The 22,051-nt window shown below is 67.3% G+C and carries 25 protein-coding genes and 2 pseudogenes; 14 read left to right on the top strand and 13 right to left on the bottom strand.

The window, feature by feature from the left end:
• Positions 1–86: 86 nt before the first annotated feature.
• Positions 87–833, top strand: coding sequence for a peroxide stress protein YaaA (yaaA, locus tag AWC12_RS20785; RefSeq protein ID WP_024444267.1), 747 nt, complete (start codon positions 87–89; stop codon positions 831–833).
• Between the two features lie 7 nt (positions 834–840).
• On the opposite strand, the gene AWC12_RS20780 is transcribed toward yaaA, so the two are convergent.
• Positions 841–1,341 carry a hypothetical protein gene (locus tag AWC12_RS20780; protein WP_024444268.1) on the bottom strand — a complete coding sequence of 167 codons (501 nt, stop codon included), beginning with the start codon at positions 1,339–1,341 and terminating at the stop codon, positions 841–843.
• 93 nt (positions 1,342–1,434) lie between these two features.
• Here AWC12_RS20780 and AWC12_RS20775 point away from each other — a divergent pair, with 93 nt between their 5' ends.
• From AWC12_RS20775 to AWC12_RS20760, 4 genes are all read left to right on the top strand, one after another.
• A complete protein-coding gene (locus tag AWC12_RS20775; protein ID WP_024444269.1) occupies positions 1,435–1,683 on the top strand; it encodes a hypothetical protein in 249 nt (82 codons plus the stop codon).
• Positions 1,673–2,047, top strand: coding sequence for a hypothetical protein (locus tag AWC12_RS20770; RefSeq protein ID WP_234814108.1), 375 nt, complete (start codon positions 1,673–1,675; stop codon positions 2,045–2,047). The genes AWC12_RS20775 and AWC12_RS20770 overlap by 11 nt, the downstream gene beginning before the upstream one ends.
• 48 nt (positions 2,048–2,095) lie before the next feature.
• Positions 2,096–3,559 (top strand): amidase, encoded by a 1,464-nt coding sequence (locus tag AWC12_RS20765; protein ID WP_024444271.1) that lies wholly within the window; start codon positions 2,096–2,098, stop codon positions 3,557–3,559.
• A 158-nt stretch (positions 3,560–3,717) separates the two neighbouring features.
• Entirely contained in the window at positions 3,718–4,635 is a 918-nt protein-coding gene (locus AWC12_RS20760; protein ID WP_024444272.1) for an alpha/beta fold hydrolase, read from the top strand.
• A 4-nt stretch (positions 4,636–4,639) separates the two neighbouring features.
• Here the strand turns inward: AWC12_RS20760 and AWC12_RS20755 are convergent, their stop codons facing one another.
• From AWC12_RS20755 to AWC12_RS20745, 3 genes are read right to left on the bottom strand one after another with little or no spacing between them, the layout of a single operon-like run.
• Positions 4,640–4,864 (bottom strand): hypothetical protein, encoded by a 225-nt coding sequence (locus AWC12_RS20755; RefSeq protein ID WP_024444273.1) that lies wholly within the window; start codon positions 4,862–4,864, stop codon positions 4,640–4,642.
• A 9-nt stretch (positions 4,865–4,873) separates the two neighbouring features.
• Positions 4,874–6,142 carry a competence/damage-inducible protein A gene (locus AWC12_RS20750; protein ID WP_024444274.1) on the bottom strand — a complete coding sequence of 423 codons (1,269 nt, stop codon included), beginning with the start codon at positions 6,140–6,142 and terminating at the stop codon, positions 4,874–4,876.
• Positions 6,143–6,187: 45 nt separating this feature from the next.
• A complete protein-coding gene (locus AWC12_RS20745; RefSeq protein ID WP_024444275.1) occupies positions 6,188–6,934 on the bottom strand; it encodes a glucose 1-dehydrogenase in 747 nt (248 codons plus the stop codon).
• Between the two features lie 80 nt (positions 6,935–7,014).
• Here AWC12_RS20745 and AWC12_RS20740 point away from each other — a divergent pair, with 80 nt between their 5' ends.
• Entirely contained in the window at positions 7,015–8,091 is a 1,077-nt protein-coding gene (locus AWC12_RS20740) for an NAD(P)H-dependent amine dehydrogenase family protein (protein WP_085176741.1), read from the top strand.
• Here AWC12_RS20740 and AWC12_RS20735 read toward each other — a convergent pair whose 3' ends face one another.
• Positions 8,092–8,538 (bottom strand): ATP-binding protein, encoded by a 447-nt coding sequence (locus AWC12_RS20735; protein ID WP_024444277.1) that lies wholly within the window; start codon positions 8,536–8,538, stop codon positions 8,092–8,094.
• 45 nt (positions 8,539–8,583) lie between these two features.
• On the bottom strand, positions 8,584–8,976 hold the full coding sequence (locus AWC12_RS20730) for an STAS domain-containing protein (protein ID WP_024444278.1): 393 nt from the start codon (positions 8,974–8,976) through the stop codon (positions 8,584–8,586).
• 218 nt (positions 8,977–9,194) lie between these two features.
• Between AWC12_RS20730 and AWC12_RS20725 the strand changes: the two genes are divergently transcribed.
• On the top strand, positions 9,195–9,959 hold the full coding sequence (locus AWC12_RS20725; RefSeq protein ID WP_024444279.1) for an HAD family hydrolase: 765 nt from the start codon (positions 9,195–9,197) through the stop codon (positions 9,957–9,959).
• Positions 9,960–10,023: 64 nt separating this feature from the next.
• On the top strand, positions 10,024–11,154 hold the full coding sequence (locus AWC12_RS20720; RefSeq protein ID WP_024444280.1) for a nitronate monooxygenase: 1,131 nt from the start codon (positions 10,024–10,026) through the stop codon (positions 11,152–11,154).
• Positions 11,155–11,205: 51 nt separating this feature from the next.
• Here AWC12_RS20720 and AWC12_RS20715 read toward each other — a convergent pair.
• Positions 11,206–11,573, bottom strand: a pseudogene (locus AWC12_RS20715) (DUF1801 domain-containing protein).
• A 165-nt stretch (positions 11,574–11,738) separates the two neighbouring features.
• Between AWC12_RS20715 and AWC12_RS20710 the strand changes: the two are divergent.
• Both AWC12_RS20710 and AWC12_RS20705 read left to right on the top strand, forming a co-directional pair.
• Complete coding sequence (locus tag AWC12_RS20710; protein ID WP_024444281.1) at positions 11,739–12,332, top strand: TetR/AcrR family transcriptional regulator; 594 nt, start codon at positions 11,739–11,741, stop codon at positions 12,330–12,332.
• Positions 12,329–14,587 (top strand): molybdopterin-dependent oxidoreductase, encoded by a 2,259-nt coding sequence (locus AWC12_RS20705; RefSeq protein WP_024444282.1) that lies wholly within the window; start codon positions 12,329–12,331, stop codon positions 14,585–14,587. Before AWC12_RS20710 ends, AWC12_RS20705 begins: the two co-directional genes overlap by 4 nt.
• On the opposite strand, the gene AWC12_RS20700 is transcribed toward AWC12_RS20705, so the two are convergent.
• On the bottom strand, positions 14,584–15,102 hold the full coding sequence (locus tag AWC12_RS20700; protein ID WP_024444283.1) for a hypothetical protein: 519 nt from the start codon (positions 15,100–15,102) through the stop codon (positions 14,584–14,586). The two genes, AWC12_RS20705 and AWC12_RS20700, sit on opposite strands and share 4 nt — an antisense overlap.
• A gap of 165 nt (positions 15,103–15,267) precedes the next feature.
• On the opposite strand from AWC12_RS20700, the gene AWC12_RS20695 reads away from it, so the two are divergent.
• Positions 15,268–16,521 (top strand): cytochrome P450, encoded by a 1,254-nt coding sequence (locus AWC12_RS20695; RefSeq protein ID WP_024444284.1) that lies wholly within the window; start codon positions 15,268–15,270, stop codon positions 16,519–16,521.
• On the opposite strand, the gene AWC12_RS20690 is transcribed toward AWC12_RS20695, so the two are convergent.
• Positions 16,518–17,861: an FAD-dependent oxidoreductase gene (locus AWC12_RS20690; RefSeq protein WP_085176739.1), complete on the bottom strand. Its 1,344-nt coding sequence runs from the start codon at positions 17,859–17,861 to the stop codon at positions 16,518–16,520. The two genes, AWC12_RS20695 and AWC12_RS20690, sit on opposite strands and share 4 nt — an antisense overlap.
• Positions 17,862–17,916: 55 nt before the next feature.
• Between AWC12_RS20690 and AWC12_RS20685 the strand changes: the two genes are divergently transcribed.
• A complete protein-coding gene (locus AWC12_RS20685; RefSeq protein ID WP_085176737.1) occupies positions 17,917–18,561 on the top strand; it encodes a TetR/AcrR family transcriptional regulator in 645 nt (214 codons plus the stop codon).
• Here AWC12_RS20685 and AWC12_RS20680 read toward each other — a convergent pair.
• Positions 18,551–18,862, bottom strand: a complete 312-nt coding sequence (locus AWC12_RS20680; protein ID WP_085176735.1) for a hypothetical protein — start codon at positions 18,860–18,862, stop codon at positions 18,551–18,553. The two genes, AWC12_RS20685 and AWC12_RS20680, sit on opposite strands and share 11 nt — an antisense overlap.
• 88 nt (positions 18,863–18,950) lie before the next feature.
• On the opposite strand from AWC12_RS20680, the gene AWC12_RS20675 reads away from it, so the two are divergent.
• Together AWC12_RS20675 and AWC12_RS20670 are read left to right on the top strand one after the other, a co-directional pair.
• Positions 18,951–19,727, top strand: a complete 777-nt coding sequence (locus AWC12_RS20675; protein ID WP_085176733.1) for a helix-turn-helix domain-containing protein — start codon at positions 18,951–18,953, stop codon at positions 19,725–19,727.
• A 60-nt stretch (positions 19,728–19,787) separates the two neighbouring features.
• Positions 19,788–20,210 (top strand): lipoprotein LpqH, encoded by a 423-nt coding sequence (locus tag AWC12_RS20670; RefSeq protein ID WP_085176731.1) that lies wholly within the window; start codon positions 19,788–19,790, stop codon positions 20,208–20,210.
• 22 nt (positions 20,211–20,232) lie between these two features.
• Here AWC12_RS20670 and AWC12_RS31685 read toward each other — a convergent pair.
• From AWC12_RS31685 to AWC12_RS20660, 3 genes and pseudogenes are all read right to left on the bottom strand, one after another.
• Positions 20,233–20,322 (bottom strand): annotated as a pseudogene (locus tag AWC12_RS31685) (acyl-CoA synthase); the annotation flags it as partial.
• A gap of 32 nt (positions 20,323–20,354) precedes the next feature.
• Positions 20,355–21,149, bottom strand: coding sequence for a L,D-transpeptidase (locus AWC12_RS20665; RefSeq protein WP_024444290.1), 795 nt, complete (start codon positions 21,147–21,149; stop codon positions 20,355–20,357).
• Between the two features lie 103 nt (positions 21,150–21,252).
• Complete coding sequence (locus tag AWC12_RS20660; protein ID WP_051226439.1) at positions 21,253–21,882, bottom strand: Pr6Pr family membrane protein; 630 nt, start codon at positions 21,880–21,882, stop codon at positions 21,253–21,255.
• Positions 21,883–22,051 lie beyond the last annotated feature (169 nt).

Genomic DNA, 22,051 nt, shown 5'->3' with positions numbered 1-22,051 from the left:
CCTCCCCCGCCGGGAGCCCCGCCCGCACCCGGCGCACCGCTGCCCGCGCCACCAGCCTGAGCTGACCGGGCGATAGCGTCGTTGCCGTGATCGTGCTGCTGCCGCCCTCAGAGACGAAGCGTCCCGGCGGCGACGGCCCGGCCCTGTCGCTGGACACGATGAGCTCACCCGCCCTGAACCCGGCGCGGGAGGAACTCGTCGACGACCTGGTCAGCCTCGCCGCCGACCGGCACGCGGCACGCAAGGCGCTTGGCCTCTCGGCGTCCCAAGATGCCGAAATCGAGCGGAACGCGGCGTTGCGGACGGCGCCCACCCTGCCCGCGATTCACCGCTATACGGGCGTCCTCTACGACGCCCTAGACGTCGAGTCGCTGTCAGGGGCGGCCGTGTCACGCGCGCAGGCACGGCTCGCCGTCGTGTCGGCGCTGTTCGGGCTCATTCGCGCCGGCGACCAAATCCCGGCCTACCGGCTCTCGGCTGGCTCGAAGCTGCCCGGTCGTCCCACACTCGCCGCCCGGTGGAAACCCGCTCTCGAGGCCGTCCTGGCAGCCGCGGCTCAGCAGGAGCTGATCGTCGACCTGCGGTCGGGGTCCTATGCCGCGCTCGGCAGAGTCTCTGGCGCCGTGACCGTCGATGTCGTGGCCGAAAAGCCCGATGGGCGGCGGGTCACCGTCAGCCACTTCAACAAGGCTCACAAAGGCCGACTGGCGCGGGCTTTGGCGAGCACGCGCTCAGATCCTGGCGACGCCGCCGCGGTCGCCACGGTCGCACGTCGCGCCGGTATGCGGGTGGAAAGGCTTGGCGACCAGCTGACCGTCGTGGTGCCGTCGTGATCTGAGATCAGATGCCGAAGACCGCGTCCGTGGTGTAGAACTCCTCCGGCATGTGGGAGAACGGGCTCGGCCTGGTGATGGACACCCACACGCCCGTGGCGTCGGACGCCATCGGCCCACGGACGGTGGTAGCCCCGGCGCCGGCAACGTCGGTGGTCAACGGCGCAACCGCGACCCCTGGATCCCCGGCATTGCAGGTCACCGCCGACGAACGCGGCACCTGGATCACCTTGACGTCGTAGCGGCTGTTGGGTGTCCCGGTGGCGATCTGGATATCGGTGACCAACTGGCCGTCCTCGACGCGGAGTGTCCCGGAGGGGCGACCGTAGTACGCGCCGTGCACGTACTGGTATTCGCTGAAGTCGCAGCGCCGCAGAATCTGGGTGAAGGGAAGGTTTTTGGGCTCCGACACCGCGGCCGCTGTTCCGGACGTGCCGAGAGCCACGGCGGGCCCCCAAGAGACGGTGAGGATGGCGGCGGCAAGGGCGGTTCGCGCGATACGACGCATGTCGGTGAATCCTGTTCTCTGCGGAGGCTGACCCCAAGGTTAAATTGTCTCGCCGTTGACGCGCGCGGTTCTGCGGGGGGACACTTCGGCCCGATGTCGACTCTGTGGGTATATGCGCGAATTCAGCTGATGATGTTCGTGTTCGGCATCGTCGGGCCCATCTTCCTCATCGGTTATTTCGCCTCCCAACCCGACCCCGAGCTGCGCTGGATGTACTGGTGGGGGCTGTTCATCACGTTCGGCGACATCTTGATCGCGCTCGCGATCACCGAATCGGTGGTGCGTAAGGATGCCGAGATCGCCGAGGTTCGGGCCAGGAGGCGTCTCGGATATGACGACTGACGGCATGGGACATCCGGGCTATCCGGTGCCGCCTCCGCCAAGGCGGTCGGGTGTCGACGTCGCGATCTCGGTCGTCACGCTGCTGCTGACGGTCGTGTTCGGCGCGGCCGCGGCGTTCTTTGGGCTCTTCTCACTGGCCTTCCTCGACCACTGCCCGCCTGCCACGTGCAGTGTCGAGGGTGCTGTGAATGCCGTATTCACCTCTCTGCTGGCCGCAGCGGGTGTCGGCGTAATCGGCGCCATCGTCACCGTCATCCAGTTGATTAGGCGAAAAACGGCGTGGCCCTTCGCTGTTGGCACCTTTTCCCTGTGCGCTGCGGCGGTGCTGCTCGGCGTCGTCGGCTACTCGACGGCGGTTGCCTGACCCGCCGACAAGTTGCCTGCTCCCCCGGCGGGCAGGATGATCCGCCTCATGGATAGATCCACGGCGATCGGCTTGTCAGACATCGATGCGGTCGGCCAGGCGGCACTCGCGGCTGCGGGCGAGGTGACCGCCACCGAACTCCTCGAGGCTGCGATCGTGCGACTGGAAGCCGCGCGCGCCCTCAACGCGGTGATCGCCGACCTTTTCGACAGAGGTCGCCAGCAGGCCGTCGCATTGGATGACGCCGGAGTGCTGCGCAACCGCCAGGCTGGTCCCCTTGCAGGAGTTCCCTTCCTGCTCAAGGATCTTGGCGCTTCACTTGCCGGGGCTCCGGAGGCAATGGGCTCCCGTGCCCTGCGTCAGCACGTCGCGGCCGAGACGGCGTGGATTGTCGAGCGCTATCTCGAAGCGGGACTGGTGATCTTCGGAAAGACGAACACCCCGGAATGGGGAAACCACTGCACCACCGAGCCGTCCCTCTTCGGGCCGACGGCTAATCCGTGGTCATCGGAGGTCACCCCTGGCGGATCCAGTGGTGGATCCGCGGCCGCGGTCGCCGCCGGAATCGTCCCCGCGGCCTCCGGTGGTGACGGCACCGGATCCATCCGGGTGCCTGCTGCGTGTTGCGGCCTCGTCGGGCTGAAACCGCGCCGCGCTCGCACATCGTTCGCTCCCGCCGCCGGACACGGACTCGAGGGCCTGGTTAACGAGCATGCGCTCACCCGCACGGTGCGCGACAGCGCCGCACTGCTCGACGCGGTCGCCGGCGCTGGGGTCGGCGACCCCTATGCCGCGCCACTGCCTGCGCAGCCTTTCCTCAGTGCCGTCGCGGAAACACCTGCACCGCAACGGATCACAATTGCCACGTCATCTCCGTTCCCAGGGCCTGCCACCGACACCGCCGTGGTCGCTGCAGTGCAGCGCGCCGGTACGGTCTTGGAAGAACTGGGGCACTCGGTGGAGCCCGGCGCCCCGACGATCGACGCGGACGCGGTCGCCAATGCGATCGCCGTGCTACACACCGTCAGCAACGCGCAACTGTACGAACTCGCCTGCCGCGTTCTCGGGCGCGAACCGAACGAAGACGAGTTCGAGCCGAGCACCTGGGAGATGGTGCGTGAAGGGATGACCACCACCGGCACGGAGTACGCCGACGCCATCGCCGACGTGCATTCTCAGACTCGGCGGTTCGCGGCCGGAATGGCGGGCTCTGACGTGCTGCTGGTGCCCACTCTGCTGACACCGCCCCCGCCGTACGGCCTGCTCGATCAACCGAGGGGCTCGACACGCGCGTTCTTCGACGTGGAGTTCGCGACCACCGGCTGGACCTCGCTGGCCAACGTGACCGGGTGGGCCGCGATCTCGCTGCCTCTTGGTGTCACCGCCGAGGGGTTGCCGATCGGGGTGCAGTTGATGGCCCCCGACGAGATGATCCTCCTGAAGCTGGCCGCGCAATTGGAAACGGCGTTACCGTGGGCCGACCGTCGGCCACCGGGCTGGGTCGGTCGCTGACGACTCGAAATAGCAAAGTAGCGTGCATGCTGCGAGACACTCGGGAGCTCACGGATTCGCCGCAGGGGTACGCCGAGTAGCTTCGCCGTAGCGAATCAGTAGACCTTTTGTCCTTAGAGTGAAACGGACAGCTGAGCCTGCGTGCGACACTTTGGGCTATGGCACTGGACATCGACCGTCCCAAGCTAGAGGGCAACGTCCTGGTCGGCTCCGATCGGCGGCTCGGGTTTGCCGAGTTCGGTGATCCTCAGGGCAGGCCGATCTTCTGGTTACACGGCACTCCGGGTGCCCGGCGCCAGATCCCGCTCGAGGCCCGCTCGTTCGCCGAGAAGAACCGCATACGACTGATCGGCGTCGACCGGCCCGGCATCGGGTCGTCCACGCCGCACGAGTACCGGAAGGTCATCGACTTCGCGCAGGACCTGCGCACGATCGCCGACACGCTCGGCATCGACAAGATGCAGATCATCGGGCTGTCCGGCGGAGGTCCCTACACCCTCGGTTGCGCTGCCGCGATGCCCGATCGCGTGGTCGCGGTCGGCGTCCTCGGCGGCGTCGCCCCGACGCGAGGCGCCGACAGGATCGGCGGGGGTGTCATGGGCAAGGTCGGCCTGCCCGTAGCCCCGGTCCTCGAACGTGTGGGTACACCCCTGTCCCTCGTCGCCACCGGACTGATCCGTCTGATCAAGCCGGTAGCCGAACCGGCCCTGTATCTCTACGCGAGCATTTCGCCCGAAGGAGACCGCCGGCTGCTGGTGCGGCCAGAGTTCAAAGCCATGTTCCTCGACGATCTGCTCAACGGCAGCCGCAAGCAACTCGCTGCGCCGTTCGCGGACGTCGTCGTCTTCGCCAGGGACTGGGGCTTCCGGCTCGACGAAGTCAAGGTCCCGGTGCGGTGGTGGCACGGGGACTGCGATCACATCGTCCCGTTCGAGCACGGCAAGCATGTTGTCGCGCTGCTGCCCGACGCCGAGTTCTATCCCCTGCCGGGCGAGAGCCACCTCGGCGGCCTCGGGGAGGCCGAGGCGATCATGGCGGCGATGAATGATCTGTGGGAGACCGCCAACAAGTGGTGACGCTCTAGCGCTTCAGCCAGCCCCGGATGGTCGGCAAGTCCTTGGTGTAGGTCTGCATCAGGTCGTCGTGGTAGAGCGTGCCGCCGCTGATCGCGGACTCACCCCGCCAGACGACGTGGACGCGGACGACGCCCTTGTTGAAGTAGTCGCTGCGATCGGCGACTCGGTGATTCCATCCGGTCTGCTCGGCGAGCGCCGAGACGGCCTGCCGCTCGTCGGTGTCAACCATGGCTACACCCTAACCCTCGCCCTTGAGCGCCCTTCGGAGCAGATGCATGGCGACCGTGGTGGAGCGCTCACGGACATCGGACCTGTTGCCGGGCAGCGTCGTCGTGCGCGTGATTCCGATGCCGCCCGCCAGCGCGACAGAGAAGCACACCGTGCCAACAGGTTTCTCCGGCGAGCCGCCGCCGGGCCCGGCGATGCCGGTGATGGCGACGGCGGTGTCGGCGCCGAACCGGTGAAGCGCACCGGCGGCCATCGCCTCGGCGACCGGCTCCGACACGGCGCCGTGCTGCGCGATCAGCTCGGCATCCACCCCCAGGAGCTCGGTCTTGGCCGTGTTCGAGTAGGTGACCACACCTCCTGCGACATGTGCCGACGACCCCGCGCGCTCGGTGAGGCGGGCAGCGAGCAGACCCGCCGTGCACGATTCCGCGGTCGCAATGCTGCGGCCCGTCAGCAGCTCGGCGACCTGGTCGTCGACGAAAGCGCCGTCGGTGGAGAACAGCTCGTTGGTGTGCCGAGCTCGCAGCATGTCGAGGAGTCCCGAGTATGCGTCGGCATCCTGGGGTTCATAGCGGGTGACGATCTCCAGCTCGCCACGGCGCAGGCAGGTCGTGATCTCCAGGCGGTCGAAACCGGCCACACTTTTCTCGGCATCGCGCAGGGTCTCGGCGAGACCCGACTCCGGCAAGCCGAACATCCGGATCGTCTCCTGCCGGTAGCGCACCCGTCCGGCGATCGCGGCCTGCAGCTCGTCGGTGGCGACGGCCGCCTCCCACATCGGCTGCAGCTCCCGCGGCGGCCCGGGCAGCACGACGACCGTCGGAGTGCCCGGCACCACGAGTCCGGGAGCGGTGCCGACGGGGTCGAGGATCACGGCGCCGGCCGGAACGAGCGCCTGCTTGCGGTTGGCGGCAATCACTGCTTCGGCGTCGACACCGGGGAAGCGCGCCATCAGGCGCGTCACGATGTCGCTGATCTTGACCTCAAGGCCTGCGTCAAGGACCAGGTCCCTGTCGCAGAACCGCGACACGACCTCCACCGTCATGTCGTCAGCCGTTGGCCCGAGACCTCCGCTGGTGATGATCAGGTCGACGTTCTGGTCGGCGAGGAAGCGAAGCTGGGCCTCGATGTCCCCCGGCCGGTCGCCACACAGTGTGATGTGGCCGAGTTCCACACCGAGTTCGAGCAGCCGGTCGGCGAGCCAGGGACCATTACGATCCTGGACGCGTCCGGTGAGGACCTCGGTCCCCGTCACCACGATTCCCGCGCGTGCGCTCACGACTTCCGACCTTACGCACCGCTGAGGCTTCGCAAGCCGGGGCGGCTACTTGTGTGGGACGTCGTTGACCAGGCCGCCATCCATGACGAATTCGGCGCCCGTCGAGTAGCGGGACTCGTCGCTGGCGAGGAACACCACGAACGTCGCGACTTCCTCCGGTTGGCCGGGCCGGCCCAACGGGATGCGCAGCATGTTGTCCGGGAAGTGCTTGGTCATCGGGGTGCGGATGAAGCCGGGGTGCACCGAGTTGACCCTGATGTTGTATTGGCCGAGCTCCAGCGCCGCGGACTTCGTCAGACCACGCACGGCCCACTTCGAGGCGACGTACGGGTGCACCATGATCGCGCCGCGCAGGCCTTCGATGGATGAGATGTTGATGATCGAGCCACCGCCGTCGGCCTTCATCGCCTCGACCGACGCCTGCATGCCCAGGAACGTCCCGGTGAGGTTGACGTCAATCACCCTCTGCCACTTGGCCATATCAAACTGGCCGATCTGGCCCAGCGCCACCGTGCCCGCATTGTTGACGAGAACGTTGAGTTTGCCGAATTCGTTGACCGCGGTCGCGACGGCCGCCTCCCACTGGTCGGCCTGGGTCACGTCGAGGTGCACGTAACGGATGGAGTCCGGTGTCTCGGCGTTGATCTCGTCGGCCAGCGCCTGCCCCTTCTCATCGAGGATGTCACCGATGACGACCTTGGCACCCTCGGCGATCAGCGCCCGCGCATCCTCGGCGCCCATCCCCTGCGCGCCGCCACTGATGAGTGCCACTTTTCCGTCCACGCGTCCCATGGGGCGACAGGTTACCTCACGCAGTAGACGCGAATTAGAACCTGTTCCAATTTGAATCCTGAGCACGCATACTGCTGGCCATGGCTATTCGTGTGGCGCTCATCGGAACCGGCAACTGCGGCAGTCTCGCGCTGCGCCAGCTCATCGAGGACGACCGATTCGACCTGACGAACGTGTGGGTGTCCACCGAGGCCAAGGTCGGCAAGGACGCCGGCGAACTGGCACGTTTGGACACGGTGACGGGCGTGACGGCCACCGGTGACCTGGACGCGATCATCGCGTCCAAGCCCGATTGCGCCGTCTACTGCGCGATGGGTGACGTCCGTCCTCGAGAGGCGCTGGCCGACGTGCGCGGTCTGCTGGAAGCCGGCATCAACGTCGTCGGATCCTCCCCCGGCTTCCTGTCATACCCGTGGGGTGTCATCGGCGATCACACCATAGAAAAGGTGGAAAACGCTGCACGACAAGGGAATGCGAGCCTCTTCATCACCGGCGTGGATCCCGGTTTCGTCACCGACCTTCTCCCGCTGGCGCTGGCGAGCACCTGCCAGAGCATCAGCCAGATCCGCACCATGGAGATCGCCGACTACGCCACCTATGACGGCGCGACGGTGATGTTCGACGTGATGGGTTTCGGTAATGCGATCGGTGATCTGCCGTTCCTCTATCAGCCGGGCATGCTCAGCGCGGCATGGGGAGTCGGCATCCGTCAGCTCGCCGCCGGGCTCGGTCTCGCCGTGGACGAGATCAGGGACTCCGTCGAGCAGGAGCCCGCCCCCGAAGATTTCGACGTCGCCGTCGGCACCATCAAGAAGGGCACCGTGGCCGCCGTCCGGTTCTTGATCGAGGGACTCGTCGGCGGCGAACCCGTCATCGTCGTCGAGCACATCACGCGTCTGCGGGGGGACCTGCGGCCGGACTGGGCCCAGCCGGCTCAGGAGGGCGGGTCCTACCGCGTCGAGATCACGGGCGAGCCCTCCTACGTCATGGACATCTGCCCGACCAGCCGCAACGGCGACCACAACTACGCGGCGATCCTGGCGGCCGCGGGCCGCATCGTCAATGCCATTCCCGACGTGATGAAGGCCGCCCCCGGTATCCGGACGACGCTGGATCTGCCCCTGGGGACGGGCAAGGGCACCTACCGGCCCGCGTAATCAGCGCCGGGTGACTCCGCGCCACTCGAGTTTGACGGTCGTCCCGCTCGCCGAGGGCTCGATGACGGCGTCGTCGGACAGCGCCTCCATCAGTGGGATGCCGCGCCCTCGAGTTCGCGGTGCAGGCTCGGCCTGGCGGGCGCGCCAGGTCCCGCGGTCTTCGATGCACACCGACAGCGTTTGGTTATCAGCGTCGTAGACAGCCTGAAAGTCGATGGTGCCCGGACGGTCGGCCTGGACGTAGGCGAACTCGGCGGCATTGGCAAGCGCCTCATTGATCGCGAGCACGACGTCGCTGCGGCGCACCTCGTCCAAAGAGAAGAAGCGCAGGAGCCAGTCGGTGAAGTGTTGACGCACACGCGCAACAGCTCCGGCGTCGGCGTCGAGACCGAATCGTTCGAAGCGTTCGGCGTTGGCAACCTCAGCGGGAGGCACGGCATCGATCATGGCAGTCGGTGGCTACCCCACGGCGCACGTTCGTAAGCGGACTTTCTACGTGTCGTTCGCTGCGAGGGCTTCGTCGAGGCTCGGGTAGAGCTTCACGATGTCGGCGATGCCAACCAATTTCAGCGGGCGGCTGGTCGCGGGGCCGTCGGCGACCACGCTGATCGCAACCTCCGAGCCCGCCTTGTCATGTGCGGCCACCAGGACGCCCATCCCTGCCGATGCGAGGAACTCGACGTCGGTGAAGTCGATGACCACTGCGCCGGGTTTCTGCTGCAGTGCGGCGTCGATCGCGGTCTCCAGCTCGGGTGAGGTGAGCATGTCGACGACGCCGGCGACGGCGACGACGGCCGTTCTGTCGACCCATCGTTCCGTGACGACACACGTCGACGAGGACGCCGCGCCCCCAGCGCTCGTGCCTTCGGCTGCTTGCTCGTCCAAGGTTCACCTTCCATGTCAGGCCGCTCATCGCATACTGCGAAAGCACCGATTCAGTGCTACTCGCGCAGGCTGCATCCTGAACCCGGCAAGACCAAACTACCCAAATGAGCCCGGTCGTCTGCTTCGACCAGGCCACAGATTAAACCAGCACCCGCGGCGACGCCCGTAGCATGGCGTGTCAGCGCCCCCAAGCTGCCCCGTGATATGAGGAGCGGAATGTGACCACGGCCCCCGTGACCCCGGCGGATCTGGTCGCACAGGTCGAGGCCAGCCCGCCGGGACCGGCGATCGGTGCCTTCTTCGACCTCGACGGCACCCTGGTGGACGGGTTCACCGCGACCGCGCACGCCGGTGATCGCATCAGACGCCGCCAGGCCCGCATCGGTGAGGTCACCGGCGTCATCGAAGCGGCGATGCGCTACCGGCTGGGGCGGGTCAACTTCGCGAAACTGCTGGAACGCGCAGCGGGCTATCTGCGGGGCGAGTCGCTGGCCGAGCTGGACGAAGTCGGCGAACGGCTCTTCCGGGAGCGCGTCCAATCGCGGATGTTCCCGGCTATGCACGAGGTGGTCCTGGCGCACCAGCGGCGCGGCCACACCGTCGTCATGAGTTCGTCCGCGCTGACCATCCACGCCGAACCGGTGGCGCGCTACCTGGAGATCGATCACGTCCTGTGCAACCACTTCGAGGTCGATGGAGACGGTCGGCTCACCGGCAAGATCGCGCGCCCCGTGATCTGGGGTAAGCGCAAGGCCGACGCGGTGCAGCAGTTCTGCGCCGGCCGCGGGATCGATCTGGCGAAGGGCTACTTCTACGCCGACGGGAACGAGGACATCGCTCTGATGTCGCTTGTGGGCAACCCGGTTCCGGTCAATCCGCGGCGCGACCTCGCCGCCATGGCGGCAGCTCGTGGCTGGCCGGTGATCAGAGTCGCGACTTTGGGCAAGGGCAACCATGGCGGCCTACGCGGTGTACTAAAGTAGAACACGTTTCAGTTTTGGATCGTGGATGAACATTTCCCGCCTATGAGCCCACCAGGAGCGGACTATGCACACTCCCCTGTGCGATGAACTCGGCATCGAATTTCCCATTTTCGCCTTCACGCACTGTCGTGACGTCGTCGTCGCCGTCAGCAAGGCGGGCGGCTTCGGCGTGCTCGGCGCGGTTGGCTTCACGCCCGAGCAGCTCGAGATCGAGCTGAACTGGATCGACGAGAACATCGGCGACCACCCGTACGGTGTGGACATCGTGATCCCGAACAAGTACGAGGGCATGGACGCCAACATGTCCACCGAGGAGCTCACCAAAATGCTCCAATCGATGGTCCCGCAGCAACACCTCGACTTCGCCAAGAAGCTCCTCGCCGACCACGGCGTGCCGGTCGACGACGCCGACAACAATGCGCTGCAGCTGCTCGGCTGGACCGAGGCCACCGCGACGCCGCAGGTCGAAATCGCGCTCACCCACCCGAAGTGCACGCTGATCGCCAACGCGCTGGGCACCCCGCCGGCCGACATGATCAAGCACATCCACGATGCCGGCCGCAAGGTTGCCGCGCTGTGCGGTTCGCCTGCTCAGGCCCTTAAGCACGCCCAAGCCGATGTCGACATCATCATCGCCCAGGGCGGCGAGGGCGGCGGCCACTGTGGCGAGGTCGGCTCGATCGTGCTGTGGCCCCAGGTGGTCCAGGCGGTTGCGCCCCGGCCGGTGCTGGCCGCGGGTGGTATCGGCAGCGGCTACCAGATCGCCGCCGCGCTGGCGATGGGCTGCCAGGGCGCCTGGTCGGGTTCGCAGTGGCTGATGGTCGAAGAGGCCGAGAACACCCCGGTGCAGCAGGCCGCCTACGTCAACGCCAGCAGCCGCGACACCGTGCGCAGCCGCTCGTTCACCGGTAAGCCCTGCCGCATGCTCAAGAACGACTGGACCGAGGCGTGGCAGACCGAAGGCAACCCAGAACCGCTCGGAATGCCGTTGCAGTACATGGTTTCGGGCATGGCAGTCGCCGCCACCAGTAAGTACCCCAACGAGACGGTCGACGTCGCGTTCAACCCGGTCGGCCAGGTCGTGGGTCAGTTCAGCAAGGTCGAGAAGACCTCGGCGGTCATCGAACGCTGGGTGCAGGAGTACCTGGAGGCGTCGGGCCGACTCAGCGACCTCAACGAGGCCGCCAGCGTGTAGCGATTTCGGCGTGATTGTCGTCGCCACCACGCGACGACAATCACGCCGGAATCACCTGCTGTTGAGTGTGATCGCATCCTGGATCAGTGCGATGAACGCCTTCTCGTCGACGGTGTCGTCCTCGCGAAAGTCGATGGCGCGCCGCGTCTTTCCGTCGAGGCTGGCGTTGAACAGCCCCGCCGGGTCGTCGAGCGAGGCGCCTTTGGCGAAGGTCACCTTGACGTAGTCCTTGTAGGACTCCCCGGTGCAGATCATCCTGTCGTGGTACCAGACAGGCACCCGCGCCACTTCCACTCCTCGACGACGTCGGGATCTGCCCGGTGGATCAGCTCGCGGATCCGGGCGAGGGTCTTTCCACGCCAGTCTGCAAGTTCCTTGATACGCGCGTCGATCATCTCGGCGGGTGTGCGCTCGGCCATGGTCGAGGTCTCCTCAACGTCGTCGCTGGATGCGGATCATGGTGCCCGCGAGGCCGCGCAGCCGCTGCGCCGACGCGGGACCCGGAGACATCTCGGAGATCCTACTTCCGTCGCCGGCCCTGACTATGTAGGGTTACATACATAGCCGTCGAGGGAGCCCCGCCGATGTCCAGTCCACGTGAGCGCATGGTGGTCTCGGCCGCGCTGCTGATCCGGGAACGTGGCGCGCACCCCACCGCGATCGCCGACGTGCTCGCCCACAGCGGCGCCCCGCGCGGATCTGCCTACCACTACTTCCCCGGCGGCCGCACGCAGTTGCTCTGCGAAGCGGTCGACTACGCCGCCGACTTCATGGCGCAGCGACTCGCCCAGGCGTCCAGTGGGCTGGAAGCGCTCGACGACCTCTTTGCCTATTACCGTAAGCAGTTGCAGCACAGCGAATTCCGAGCCGGATGTCCGGTGGTGGCGGTCGCCGTGGAAGCGGGTGATCCCGCCAAGCCCGACCAGTCCGCGGCGGTGATCGACAGGGCCGCGGCAGCGTTCGCGCGATGGCGCGATGCGATTTCGCAGCGGCTCGTCGCCGACGGCATGGCGGCCAGCGCAGCGCCCGCTGTGGCGACTTTGGTGCTGTCGTCCTTCGAGGGCGCCATCGTCCTCGCCCGTGCGTCGCGCGATCTCGAACCGCTCGATCTCGTCCATTCGCAGCTGCGGTCATTGATCGATGCGCAGACGTCCGCAGGAAAGCGAGCAACCCGGTGACCGATACCGATACAGACTGGCAACCCACCGCCTGCATCCTGTGCGAGTGCAATTGCGGCATCGTCGTGCATGTCGACGACCGCAGGCTGCTCCGCATACGCGGCGACAAGGATCATCCTGCCTCGCGGGGGTACACCTGCAACAAGGCTCTCCGGTTGGACCATTATCAGAACAACCCCAACCGGCTCACCTCCCCGATGCGCCGTCGGCCCGACGGATCCTATGAGGAGATCGACTGGGAAACCGCAATTTCCGAGATTGGGGCCGGCTTTCGGGCGATCGCCGACACCTACGGCGGTGACAAGATTCTGTACTACGGCGGGGGTGGGCAGGGCAACCACCTCGGCGGTGCCTACAGCGGCGCGTTCCTCAAGGCGCTCGGGTCCTACCACCGGTCGAATGCGCTGGCCCAGGAGAAGACCGGGGAGCACTGGGTCGACGCGCATCTCTACGGCAACCACACTCGGGGTGAGTTCGAGTACGCCGAGGTGTCGGTGTTCGTGGGCAAGAACCCGTGGATGTCCCAGAGTTTTCCGCGCGCCCGTGTGGTGCTCAACGACATCGCCAAGGATCCGGCGCGCTCGATGATCGTCATCGACCCGGTCCTCACCGACACCGCGAAGATGGCCGACTTCCATCTGCGGGTGCGGCCGGGCACCGACGCGTGGTGTCTTGCCTCGCTGGCCGCCGTGCTGGTTCAGGAGAACCTGTGCGACGAAGGGTTTCTGGCCGAACATGTCACCGGCGTCGACGCGGTGCGCGAGGTGTTCGCGGAGGTCCCCGTCGACGAGTACGCGCGCCGCTGCGGCGTCGACCAGGACTTGATCAGGGCCGCCGCCCGCCGGATCGCCGCCGCGGACAGTGCCGCGGTCTTCGAGGACCTCGGCGTCCAGCAGTCTCCCAACAGCACGCTGTGCTCCTACCTCAACAAGATGCTGTGGATCCTGACCGGTAACTTCGCCAAACGCGGTGGCCAGCACCTGCATTCGTCATTCGCGCCGCTGTTCCGGCCGGGAGGTGTGGGACGCACGCCCGTCACCGGTGCGCCGATCATCGGCGGGCTGATGCCGAGCAACGTGGTGCCCGAGGAGATCCTGACCGACCATCCCGACCGGTTCCGCGCCATGATCGTCGAGAGCAGCAACCCGGCGCATTCGGTCGCCGACTCCGACGCCGTCCGCCGGGCGTTCGCCGCGCTCGAGTTCTCGGTCGTCATCGACGTGGCGATGACCGAAACGGCCAGGCTCGCCCACTACGTGTTGCCGGCGGCGAGCCAGTTCGAGAAGGCGGAGGCGACCTTCTTCAATCTTGAGTTCCCGCACAACACCTTTCATCTGCGGCACCGACTGATGGAGCCGTTGCCGGGCACGCTGCCCGAACCTGAGATCTGGGCGCGGTTGACGCGGGCGCTCGGCGTGGTCGACGACGCCGAGTTGACGCCCCTGCGGCAGGCCGCGCGCCAGAGCCTGGCCGCGTTCACCGAAGCCTTCTTGACCGCGGTCGGCGCGAATCCGGGCCTGGGCAAGGTGCTGCCGTTCGTGCTGTACGAAACGCTGGGCCCGACTCTGCCCGAGGGCCTTTCCGGTGCCGCCGCGCTGTGGGGCCTGGCGCAGAAGGCCGCGATGACCTATCCCGAGGCGGTACGGCGTGCCGGGCATCGGGACGGCAACGCGCTGTTCGAGGCGATTCTCGACGGTCGCTCGGGCGTGACGTTCACCGTCCACGACTACGAGGACGACTTTTCGCTCATCTCGCATCCGGATCGCAGGATCGCTCTGGAGATGCCCGAGATGCTGGCTGACATCCGGGCCCTGGCCGACGCTCCCGCGGGCCTGACCACCCACGAGTTCCCGATCGTGTTGTCCGCGGGTGAGCGCCGCGCCTATACCGCCAACGACATCATTCGCGACCCGTCGTGGCGCAAGCGCGATGCCGACGGAGCGTTGCGCGTCAGTCCCGCTGACGCCGAGGCGCTCGGACTCGTCGACGGTGGACGCGCCCGGATCACCACAGCGGCGGGCAGCGCGGAGGCGACGGTCGAGATCAGCGATGCGATGCTGCCGGGGCACGCCTCACTTCCCAACGGCTTCGGGGTCGATTTCGTCGACGCTAACGGCGGTGCCGTCGTACCCGGGGTGGCGCCCAACGCGCTGACGTGGAGTTCCTGGCGTGACGCATATGCCGGGACACCTTGGCACAAACACGTGCCCGCGCGAATCGAGAAAGCCGACCATCGGGTCGGCGCGGCGACCTAGGGGACGACCGGCGGGGCCACCGGCGCCGGAACCTCCGCAGCGGGAGGCAGGGGTGCAGGAGCCGGCTGCGGTCCGGTGTAGGACTGCGTGGCCGGCCCCGCGCTCATGGGCCGCTGTGTGAGGAGCAGAAGCGCGTCGCTGCCGCTGACCTCCTGGGTGCGCATGGCGTGCCACAGGTCACGGAAATAACCGAGCCTGCTCTGCTGGGTCGGCGTCGCGCTGGTACCGGGCGGGAGGTTTTCGGGGCTCGCCAGGTGCGGTGTCTCGGCGGGGGCGGCGAGAGGCAGCGCGGCCGGGTCGCCCGCCGCCGGAGCGACGGGTGCCGCAGGCGCCAGGGGCGCGGCCGCGACGGGCGCGGGGACGTCGGTGGCGGGAAGCGGAGCCACCACCGGGGCGGGCACCGGCACCGGCGGCGGTGCCGGATCGGCCATGGCCGACGGAGCGGCGGCAACCAGCGCGGCGAATGCCGCGGCGCCGATGATGGACCTCGTCCATGTGCGGAAACCGAACTTCACGATGCACCCTCCCGGTTCCTGTCTTGTCACAGGATGCATCAGTCGGGGGGCCGGTTTCGTTACATCGGCGGTTTGACGCAGACGCAGTTTCTTTAACTCGTCTCGCGGGGCACGCCGGTTGGTGTAGCAATGCGTTACGCCCACTTGACGCTTAGGAGCGAACGTATGGCGACTCCCACCCTCCCGCCGGGATTCGACTTCACAGACCCCGACCTGAACTGTGCGCGCCTGCCGATCGAAGAGCTTTCCGAGCTGCGTCGCAGCGAACCGATCTGGTGGAACGAACAACCCATCGGCAACGGCGGGTTTGACGATGGCGGCTTCTGGGTCGTCACCAAGCACAAAGACGTCAAGGAGATCTCCAAGCGCAGTGACGTTTTCTCCAGCCAGGAGAAGACCGCGCTCCCTCGATACCCCGAAGGGTCGACCGGCGAGCAGATCGAGACCGGCAGCCTGGTCCTGCTCAACATGGACGCGCCGCGTCATACGCACCTGCGCAAGATAATCTCCCGGGGCTTCACCCCCCGAGCCGTCGAACGTCTGCGGGACGACCTCAGTCAGCGCGCGCAGGCCATCGCCAAGGGCGCGGCGGCAGCGGGCGCCGGCGACTTCGTCGAGCAGGTGTCGTGCGAGTTGCCGCTGCAGGCGATCGCCGGCTTGCTCGGAGTGCCGATCGAGGATCGCAAGAAGCTGTTCGACTGGTCCAACCAGATGGTCAGCGACGACGACCCGGAATACGCGCACTACGACAACCGCAACGCGGCAACCGAACTCATCATGTACGCGATGCAGCTCGCGGCGATCCGTGCCGAGAACCCCGGTGAGGACATCGTCACCAAGCTGATCGAGGCCGACGTCGACGGGCACAAGCTTTCCGATGACGAGTTCGGCTTCTTCATGGTGCTGCTCGCGGTGGCCGGTAACGAGACCACGCGCAACTCCATCACCCACGGCATGATCGCGTTCACCGAGCATCCGGACCAGTGGGAGCTGTTCAAGCGGGAGCGTCCCGTCACCGCAGTCGACGAGATCGTCCGGTGGGCGACGCCCGTGACGTCGTTCCAGCGCACCGCGTCGCAGGATTACGAACTGTCCGGTGTGCTGATCAAGAAGGGCCAGCGCGTCGTGATGTCCTATCGGTCGGCGAACTTCGACGAGGAAGTGTTCGACGATCCCTTCACGTTCAACATCCTGCGCGACCCGAACCCGCATGTCGGCTTCGGCGGCACGGGTGCGCACTACTGCATCGGTGCCAACCTCGCGCGGATGACGATCGAGTTGATGTTCAACGCGATAGCCGACCACATGCCCGACCTCACCTCGGTCGGTACCCCCGACCGGCTGCGGTCCGGCTGGCTCAACGGGATCAAGCATTGGCAGGTCGACTACAGCGGTAAGGGCTGCCCCGTCGCACACTAGGAAACCGGGGCGAGCGGCGAACCGGTGCGGGTGCTGAGGTCTTGGCATAGCGCCGCAAGCTCGTGGCGGTCGGGGCCGGCAGCCACCGGTGGCCGCCATCCAGTGGCATACACGGCCGTGGCCCGCTCCTGCAGCGGGTCCAGGCTCGCGGGCAGGGCCGCCATCCGGTCGTACGGAATGACGTGCGGGCGCATCGTGGCATCGGCAGCGGCGGCGGCCACCACGAGGTCCGACGGCAGCGGACTACCGAGGTCGACGCCTCCGCCGGCCCACCGGCGCAGGCGTTCGCCGTCGCAGTGCACATGGTCGAGAAACCACGGGCGGATGTGTGCGCGGCACCAGGCGTCGAAGTCCGCCGTCACGGCGTCGGTATCGGAGTCGCGAGACAGCAAGGCGATCAGCGCCTGAGACTGACGGAAGGCCAGGGTGACGCCGCGTCCCGCCAGAGGTGTTGTGGTGCAGACGGAGTCGCCGACGCGAATCAGCCCGGGCTGTAAGGGCCGCCCGACATCATCCAGTTGGCCGCGGTAGCTGTTGTGTAACCGTCCGCCTGGCAGGACACGGGTTGTCGGATACGCGCGGCGGGGGTCGATCCACTCGGCGAGCATCGGGATTGCCCCGACGGCGGCTTCGAACACCTCCCGGTGGCGCAGTGCGTGCATCCGTGAGTCGGTTCCGTCGTGGGTGATGGTGAGCGAGAAGTTCGCGCCGTCATGCAGAAAGGCGACAGCGAAGTAGCCGTCGAGACTCAGCGACAGGCCGATCGGCGAGTTGACCGGGCCGGGGTCGCGGGCCTCGATGAGGCGGTACTGCCTGCTGACGTAGGACGCTGCGCACGGACCGCCCTCGGACGTGTCAGGCGCGCTCTCGCGCATGACACGGCTGGACCGTCCGGAGGCGTCGATGACGAGATCGGCGGGAAGGACCTCACTGCCGACGCGGATCGCGACGGCCCGGCCGGCTTCGCGGCAGACCGCGTCGACGTGGCCGGTGAGCAGGCTCAAACCTGGCTCTCGACAGGCTGTTTCACGCAGGACGCGCTCGAACAGCGCGCGGCGGCTGTGCAGCGCGATCGGGGCGCCGTCATCGTCGGAGACGACCCTGGCGCCGGCCCGCCGCAGTGCGAGGAGCGCATCGGGTATCTGGTCCTGCAGGGCTTCCACCGCCGGTCCCCGGAATGTGTGCGCGTGTTCGAACTGCATCACCCCGCGCCGCCGCCAGACGCCGTCCTTCCCCGGTCCGGGGTCGCGGTCGACGACGACGACGCGGTGGCCGCGGCGGGCCAGCGCGATCGCGGTGAAAAGCCCCGTGGGACCCGCCCCGACGACGACAGTGGGCATCACGTCTCATTTCAGGTAACTTATAGTGTAATGATTACATCGAGAGTCACTCAGAATGGCTGAGGTTGTCAAGCGGGGCTACCGCTCGGACGTCCGGGCGGCACAAGCGCAAGAGACCCGACGCAGGATCGTCAGGGCCGCGTCCGACTTGTTCGTCGCCGCGGGTTACGGCGCCACCGCGGTCGATGCGATCGCCGCGGGCGCGGGAGTCAGCCGCAAGACCGTCTTCAACGCCGTCGGAGGTAAGGCGGAAATCCTTGCGCTGGCGCTCGATTGGGCCATCGCCGGCGACGACGAACCCATTCCACTCGCGGACCGTCCTGACGTAGCCGCGCTGCTGCGACTGGACGATCCGGGGCAACTGCTCGACGCCTGGGTCACCGTGGTCGTCGACATCGACAGCCGGGTGGCTGACCTCTACGCCGCGCTGGAAGCCGCAGCGGGGGTGGATTCAATGGCGCGTGCACTGTTCACGCGTCTGCAGTCGCAGCGCCGGGAAGGGGCGCAGGTGATCGTCGACGCGGTCGTCGCCCGGAAAGGTCTGCGCAGGAGATTGCAACGCGCCGATGCTGTGGATCTGGCCTGCCTGTTCAGCGAACCGCTGATGTATCGACGCCTGGCCGGCGACCGGGGGTGGTCGGACGAGCGGTTCGAGCACTGGTTGCGCTCTACGCTTCGCCAGCAGTTGCTCAGGACCTGACCCCGGTGTCGGGGTAATCGAGGATCGAGCGCCAATAGTCCTCGGGGATCTCGGCGTTGGACCGCAGTACCATCGCCAGGCCGGTGGCCATCGCCACGCCGAGCAGGCCGAGCCACAATCCGGCCACGGCGATGAACACCCACAGCGCGGTCGTCAGTGTCGGCCACGGCGACAGCAACGCCAGCACCGGTGCGAAGAAGAAGCCCGTGCCGATGTACCAGGACGACCCCGCTCTGTCGCACCTCAGGACGAACCGCAGCCATCTGGGAATCGGCGTTACTGCGCGTGTGTCGTGAGCCATGTCCTCACTGTGGCGCGCGTCAGGTAAGCGGAGCAATTACCTCTGAGGTAGTGGCCTGACGGCACCTATGAGGAGAGACTGACTCCCTATGACCATGATGGACGAGCAGGCGGCCACGTTCGGGGCGATGATGCGCGGCTGGCGGCAGCGGCGGCGCATGAGCCAGCTCGATCTGGCGCTGGAAGCCGAGGTGTCGGCCCGGCACGTCAGCTTCATCGAAACGGGGAGGTCGACTCCGAGCCGGGCTATGGTGCTGCGGCTGGCGTCGGTTCTCGACGTTCCGCAGCGGGAGCAGAATCGGATGCTCATCGCGGCGGGGCTGGCCCCGGTGTACGCCGAACGGTCGCTCGACTCCCCTGACATGGCGGCCGTGCGGGCGGGCGTGGCGAAAGTGCTCGACGCCTACGATCCGTTCCCCTGCGTCGTCGTCGACCGCGGGTGGTGGATCTTGACGGCCAACCCCGGGGCGGCGGTTCTGCTCGACGGTGTCGCGCCGCACCTGCTGCAGCGTCCCAACGCGCTACGGATCGCGCTGCATCCCGAGGGTCTGGCCCCCCGGATCGGCAACCTCGCACAGTGGCGCACCCATCTGCTCGAGCGGCTGCGGCGCGAAGTGGCGTCTGGCGACCACGCCGAGCTGCGTGAGCTCTTGGCGGAAATCGATTCTTACCCTGGTGGTTTCGAGGAGTCACCGGGCCTCGGTGGAGTTGCGGTGCCGCTGGAACTGGAGACGACCGACGGTCGCCGGCTGCGCTTCCTGAGCATGGTGACGACATTCGGCACCGCGCTGGACCTGACCGCCTCGGAGCTGAGCATCGAGGCGTTCCTCCCGGCAGACGATGCCACCGCCGCCGCCTTGCGATGAGATCACAACAGTGGGCATTCCGGCCGGACAGGGGCATCCGACGGCATAGAGTCGGGCGCCATGAACACCCGACACTTCATGGCGGCCGTCGTCGGCAGCGTCACCGTCCTCGCCGCCGGCTGCTCGACCCCTGAGCCGGCGCTCGGCGGGACCACCGCGACAGTGTCGATCGACGGTAAAGACACCGGTGGCGTACACCCGGTGCGCTGCCATCAGTCGGGCTGGGCCTGGTACATCGAGACCCCGGACAAACAGGACGGATTCACCGCAGTGCTCGAAACCGGCAGTGAGGTCGCGGCTAAGTCCGTGGACTTCCGCGGCGTCGGCGGCTTCACCGGTTCGTTCTGGGTCGGCAATGTCGGCGAGGCCGAGGTGTCGAGCGCCGACGGCGACTTCACGATCACCGGCACCGCCGACGGCACCTTCGACGACAAGCCGAGAGACGCGGTATCGGCGCAGTTCCGCATTCAGGCGAGCTGCTGACCGCAGTCTCCGACCGGCGCGCTCATGCGTCCAGGCGGGAGAACCGGTTCTGCTTGTACTCCTCGGCGCACGACTGTCTGCGGACCTTGCCGCTGGTGGTGATCGGAATCGCTCGCGACGATCGCCGCAGTGTCGCCGTAGCGACTAGGCCTGGACGATGATCGGGTCGCCCACGCTGACGGTGTCGAAATACCACGCCGCATTGTCGGGGCTGAGGTTGATGCATCCATGGCTGACGTTGGCGTACCCCTGCGAACCCACCGACCACGGTGCGGAGTGGACGTAGACGCCACCCCAGGTGACCCGAACGGCGTACTCCCCCTTGATCAGATAGCCCTCGGCGTCGTCGAGCGGAATTCCGATCGTGCGGGAGTCGAAGGTCACGTTGCGCTGCTTCTCCAGCGCCGTGAACTGCCCGATCGGCGTCGGGAACTTCGCCTTGCCCATCGAGGCGGGCATCTGTCGTGCGACTTCGCCGTCGATGCTCACCGTGAACGTATAGGCGCTCAGATCGGCGACGCTGACCACCGACGAGCCCGTCTCGAAGCTGGTCGCGAAGCCGCCTACTGACACCGTGATCGGGGTGTGGGCCGGGAAGAACTCCGCGGGCTGCCACTGCACGCTGCGGTCGTCGAGCCAGGTGAACGATCCTTCACTGGGTTCTGCCGCGCCCGCAGGCACGACGGCGATGGTGCGCTCGGCCGCGGACCTGTCGGTCACCGCGTCGGTGAACGTGACGGTCACCGGCGCGGCGACGCCGACCGTCTGCCCCGGGCCGGGTGACACGCTGGCCACGGTGGAGCCGATCGCAGCGGTCCCCGCAGGGATCGGCCCGGCCACCGACAATCCGGTGGCGAGCACCGCGCTCCCGATGACGGCAGCGATGCGCCGCGCGACCGCGCGACCGGATCGAGTTTGCTGCAGAAGCAGTCTCGGCATGGTGTCATCCTAATCGTCGTGCTGTGTGGCGACCCCGAAATGCGCGGCGCAGCACATTCGATGTTGCCCCTGATCAGCTATCGTTTCGCCGCGTCGGAACGTTTCACCCGACGTCGGCACGCACGGTGGAGGCACCCCGATTCACCGCCAGCAACGCATAGCCCAGCGCGAGCACACACACGGCCATCGCACTCACGTTGAGAACGACGGAAGTCGCTCCGACGCTGCCGGGATCGAGGAAGTAGTAGGGCGCGCGCCGGCCGGCGCTGTTGAGCACAAGCAGCGCCAGCACCAGGTATGCCGCCGGGTACGACAGCCACGCGACCGGCTGCCACCAGGACACCTGGCTGACTCCCCGGCCGACGAGGAACCAGTCGGCAAGCGCCAGCACGGGGACGACGACGTGGAGAAGGAGATTGGCGGGCGTGTAGCCCATGCTGTGCTCGGTGAGGAAAAGGTTCCAGACGACGCCCGCCATCACGACATAGAGCACCACGGCGCCGCGCAGACCGGTCCGCGCATCCGCGCGGGGTGACATCAGCGTCCACAGGCAGTAGCCGGCAGCGAGCAGGTTCGCCTGATAGGTGAAGGTGATCAAGCGCCAACCCACCCCGCGGCTGGAGGTCAGCTCGACGAGGATCAGGGCGGCCGCGACACACGCGACGATGGCCACGCGCAGGGTGATTCGCAGGAGCATCGGTCGGGCGGCAGGCACGCTCACCACAACCAGCATATGCGCGGTGGCGCGTCGACGTATTAAGGCAGCGGCGCAGGCGGGGGCGGCGGGACGGCCGCGGGCAGCTGCTCGTTGTCGTTGCCGCCCGAGAGCCGGTCGCGGATACGTTGCAGGATGCCCGGGCGTTCCTGCGGAACAGGCGGAACGGCGGCCGGCGGGGGTGGGG

This window comes from Mycolicibacterium iranicum, from assembly GCF_002101705.1.
Classification (GTDB): Bacteria; Actinomycetota; Actinomycetes; order Mycobacteriales; family Mycobacteriaceae; genus Mycobacterium; species Mycobacterium iranicum.
This window is presented reverse-complemented; position numbering and strand designations above follow the sequence as displayed.

Excerpts from the sequence above, each read along its gene's own strand:
- AWC12_RS20740 (WP_085176741.1), top strand. The coding sequence starts at position 7,015 with ATGGCTATTCGTGTGGCGCTCATCGGAACCGGCAACTGCGGCAGTCTC.
- AWC12_RS20670 (WP_085176731.1), top strand. The coding sequence starts at position 19,788 with ATGAACACCCGACACTTCATGGCGGCCGTCGTCGGCAGCGTCACCGTC.
- AWC12_RS20760 (WP_024444272.1), top strand. The coding sequence starts at position 3,718 with ATGGCACTGGACATCGACCGTCCCAAGCTAGAGGGCAACGTCCTGGTC.
- AWC12_RS20765 (WP_024444271.1), top strand. The coding sequence starts at position 2,096 with ATGGATAGATCCACGGCGATCGGCTTGTCAGACATCGATGCGGTCGGC.
- AWC12_RS20695 (WP_024444284.1), top strand. The coding sequence starts at position 15,268 with ATGGCGACTCCCACCCTCCCGCCGGGATTCGACTTCACAGACCCCGAC.
- AWC12_RS20680 (WP_085176735.1), bottom strand. The coding sequence starts at position 18,862 with ATGGCTCACGACACACGCGCAGTAACGCCGATTCCCAGATGGCTGCGG.
- AWC12_RS20780 (WP_024444268.1), bottom strand. The coding sequence starts at position 1,341 with ATGCGTCGTATCGCGCGAACCGCCCTTGCCGCCGCCATCCTCACCGTC.
- AWC12_RS20710 (WP_024444281.1), top strand. The coding sequence starts at position 11,739 with ATGTCCAGTCCACGTGAGCGCATGGTGGTCTCGGCCGCGCTGCTGATC.
- AWC12_RS20690 (WP_085176739.1), bottom strand. The coding sequence starts at position 17,861 with ATGCCCACTGTCGTCGTCGGGGCGGGTCCCACGGGGCTTTTCACCGCG.
- AWC12_RS20770 (WP_234814108.1), top strand. The coding sequence starts at position 1,673 with ATGACGACTGACGGCATGGGACATCCGGGCTATCCGGTGCCGCCTCCG.
- AWC12_RS20675 (WP_085176733.1), top strand. The coding sequence starts at position 18,951 with ATGACCATGATGGACGAGCAGGCGGCCACGTTCGGGGCGATGATGCGC.
- AWC12_RS20660 (WP_051226439.1), bottom strand. The coding sequence starts at position 21,882 with ATGCTGGTTGTGGTGAGCGTGCCTGCCGCCCGACCGATGCTCCTGCGA.
- AWC12_RS20755 (WP_024444273.1), bottom strand. The coding sequence starts at position 4,864 with ATGGTTGACACCGACGAGCGGCAGGCCGTCTCGGCGCTCGCCGAGCAG.
- AWC12_RS20735 (WP_024444277.1), bottom strand. The coding sequence starts at position 8,538 with ATGATCGATGCCGTGCCTCCCGCTGAGGTTGCCAACGCCGAACGCTTC.
- AWC12_RS20685 (WP_085176737.1), top strand. The coding sequence starts at position 17,917 with ATGGCTGAGGTTGTCAAGCGGGGCTACCGCTCGGACGTCCGGGCGGCA.
- AWC12_RS20720 (WP_024444280.1), top strand. The coding sequence starts at position 10,024 with ATGCACACTCCCCTGTGCGATGAACTCGGCATCGAATTTCCCATTTTC.
- AWC12_RS20775 (WP_024444269.1), top strand. The coding sequence starts at position 1,435 with ATGTCGACTCTGTGGGTATATGCGCGAATTCAGCTGATGATGTTCGTG.
- AWC12_RS20665 (WP_024444290.1), bottom strand. The coding sequence starts at position 21,149 with ATGCCGAGACTGCTTCTGCAGCAAACTCGATCCGGTCGCGCGGTCGCG.
- AWC12_RS20745 (WP_024444275.1), bottom strand. The coding sequence starts at position 6,934 with ATGGGACGCGTGGACGGAAAAGTGGCACTCATCAGTGGCGGCGCGCAG.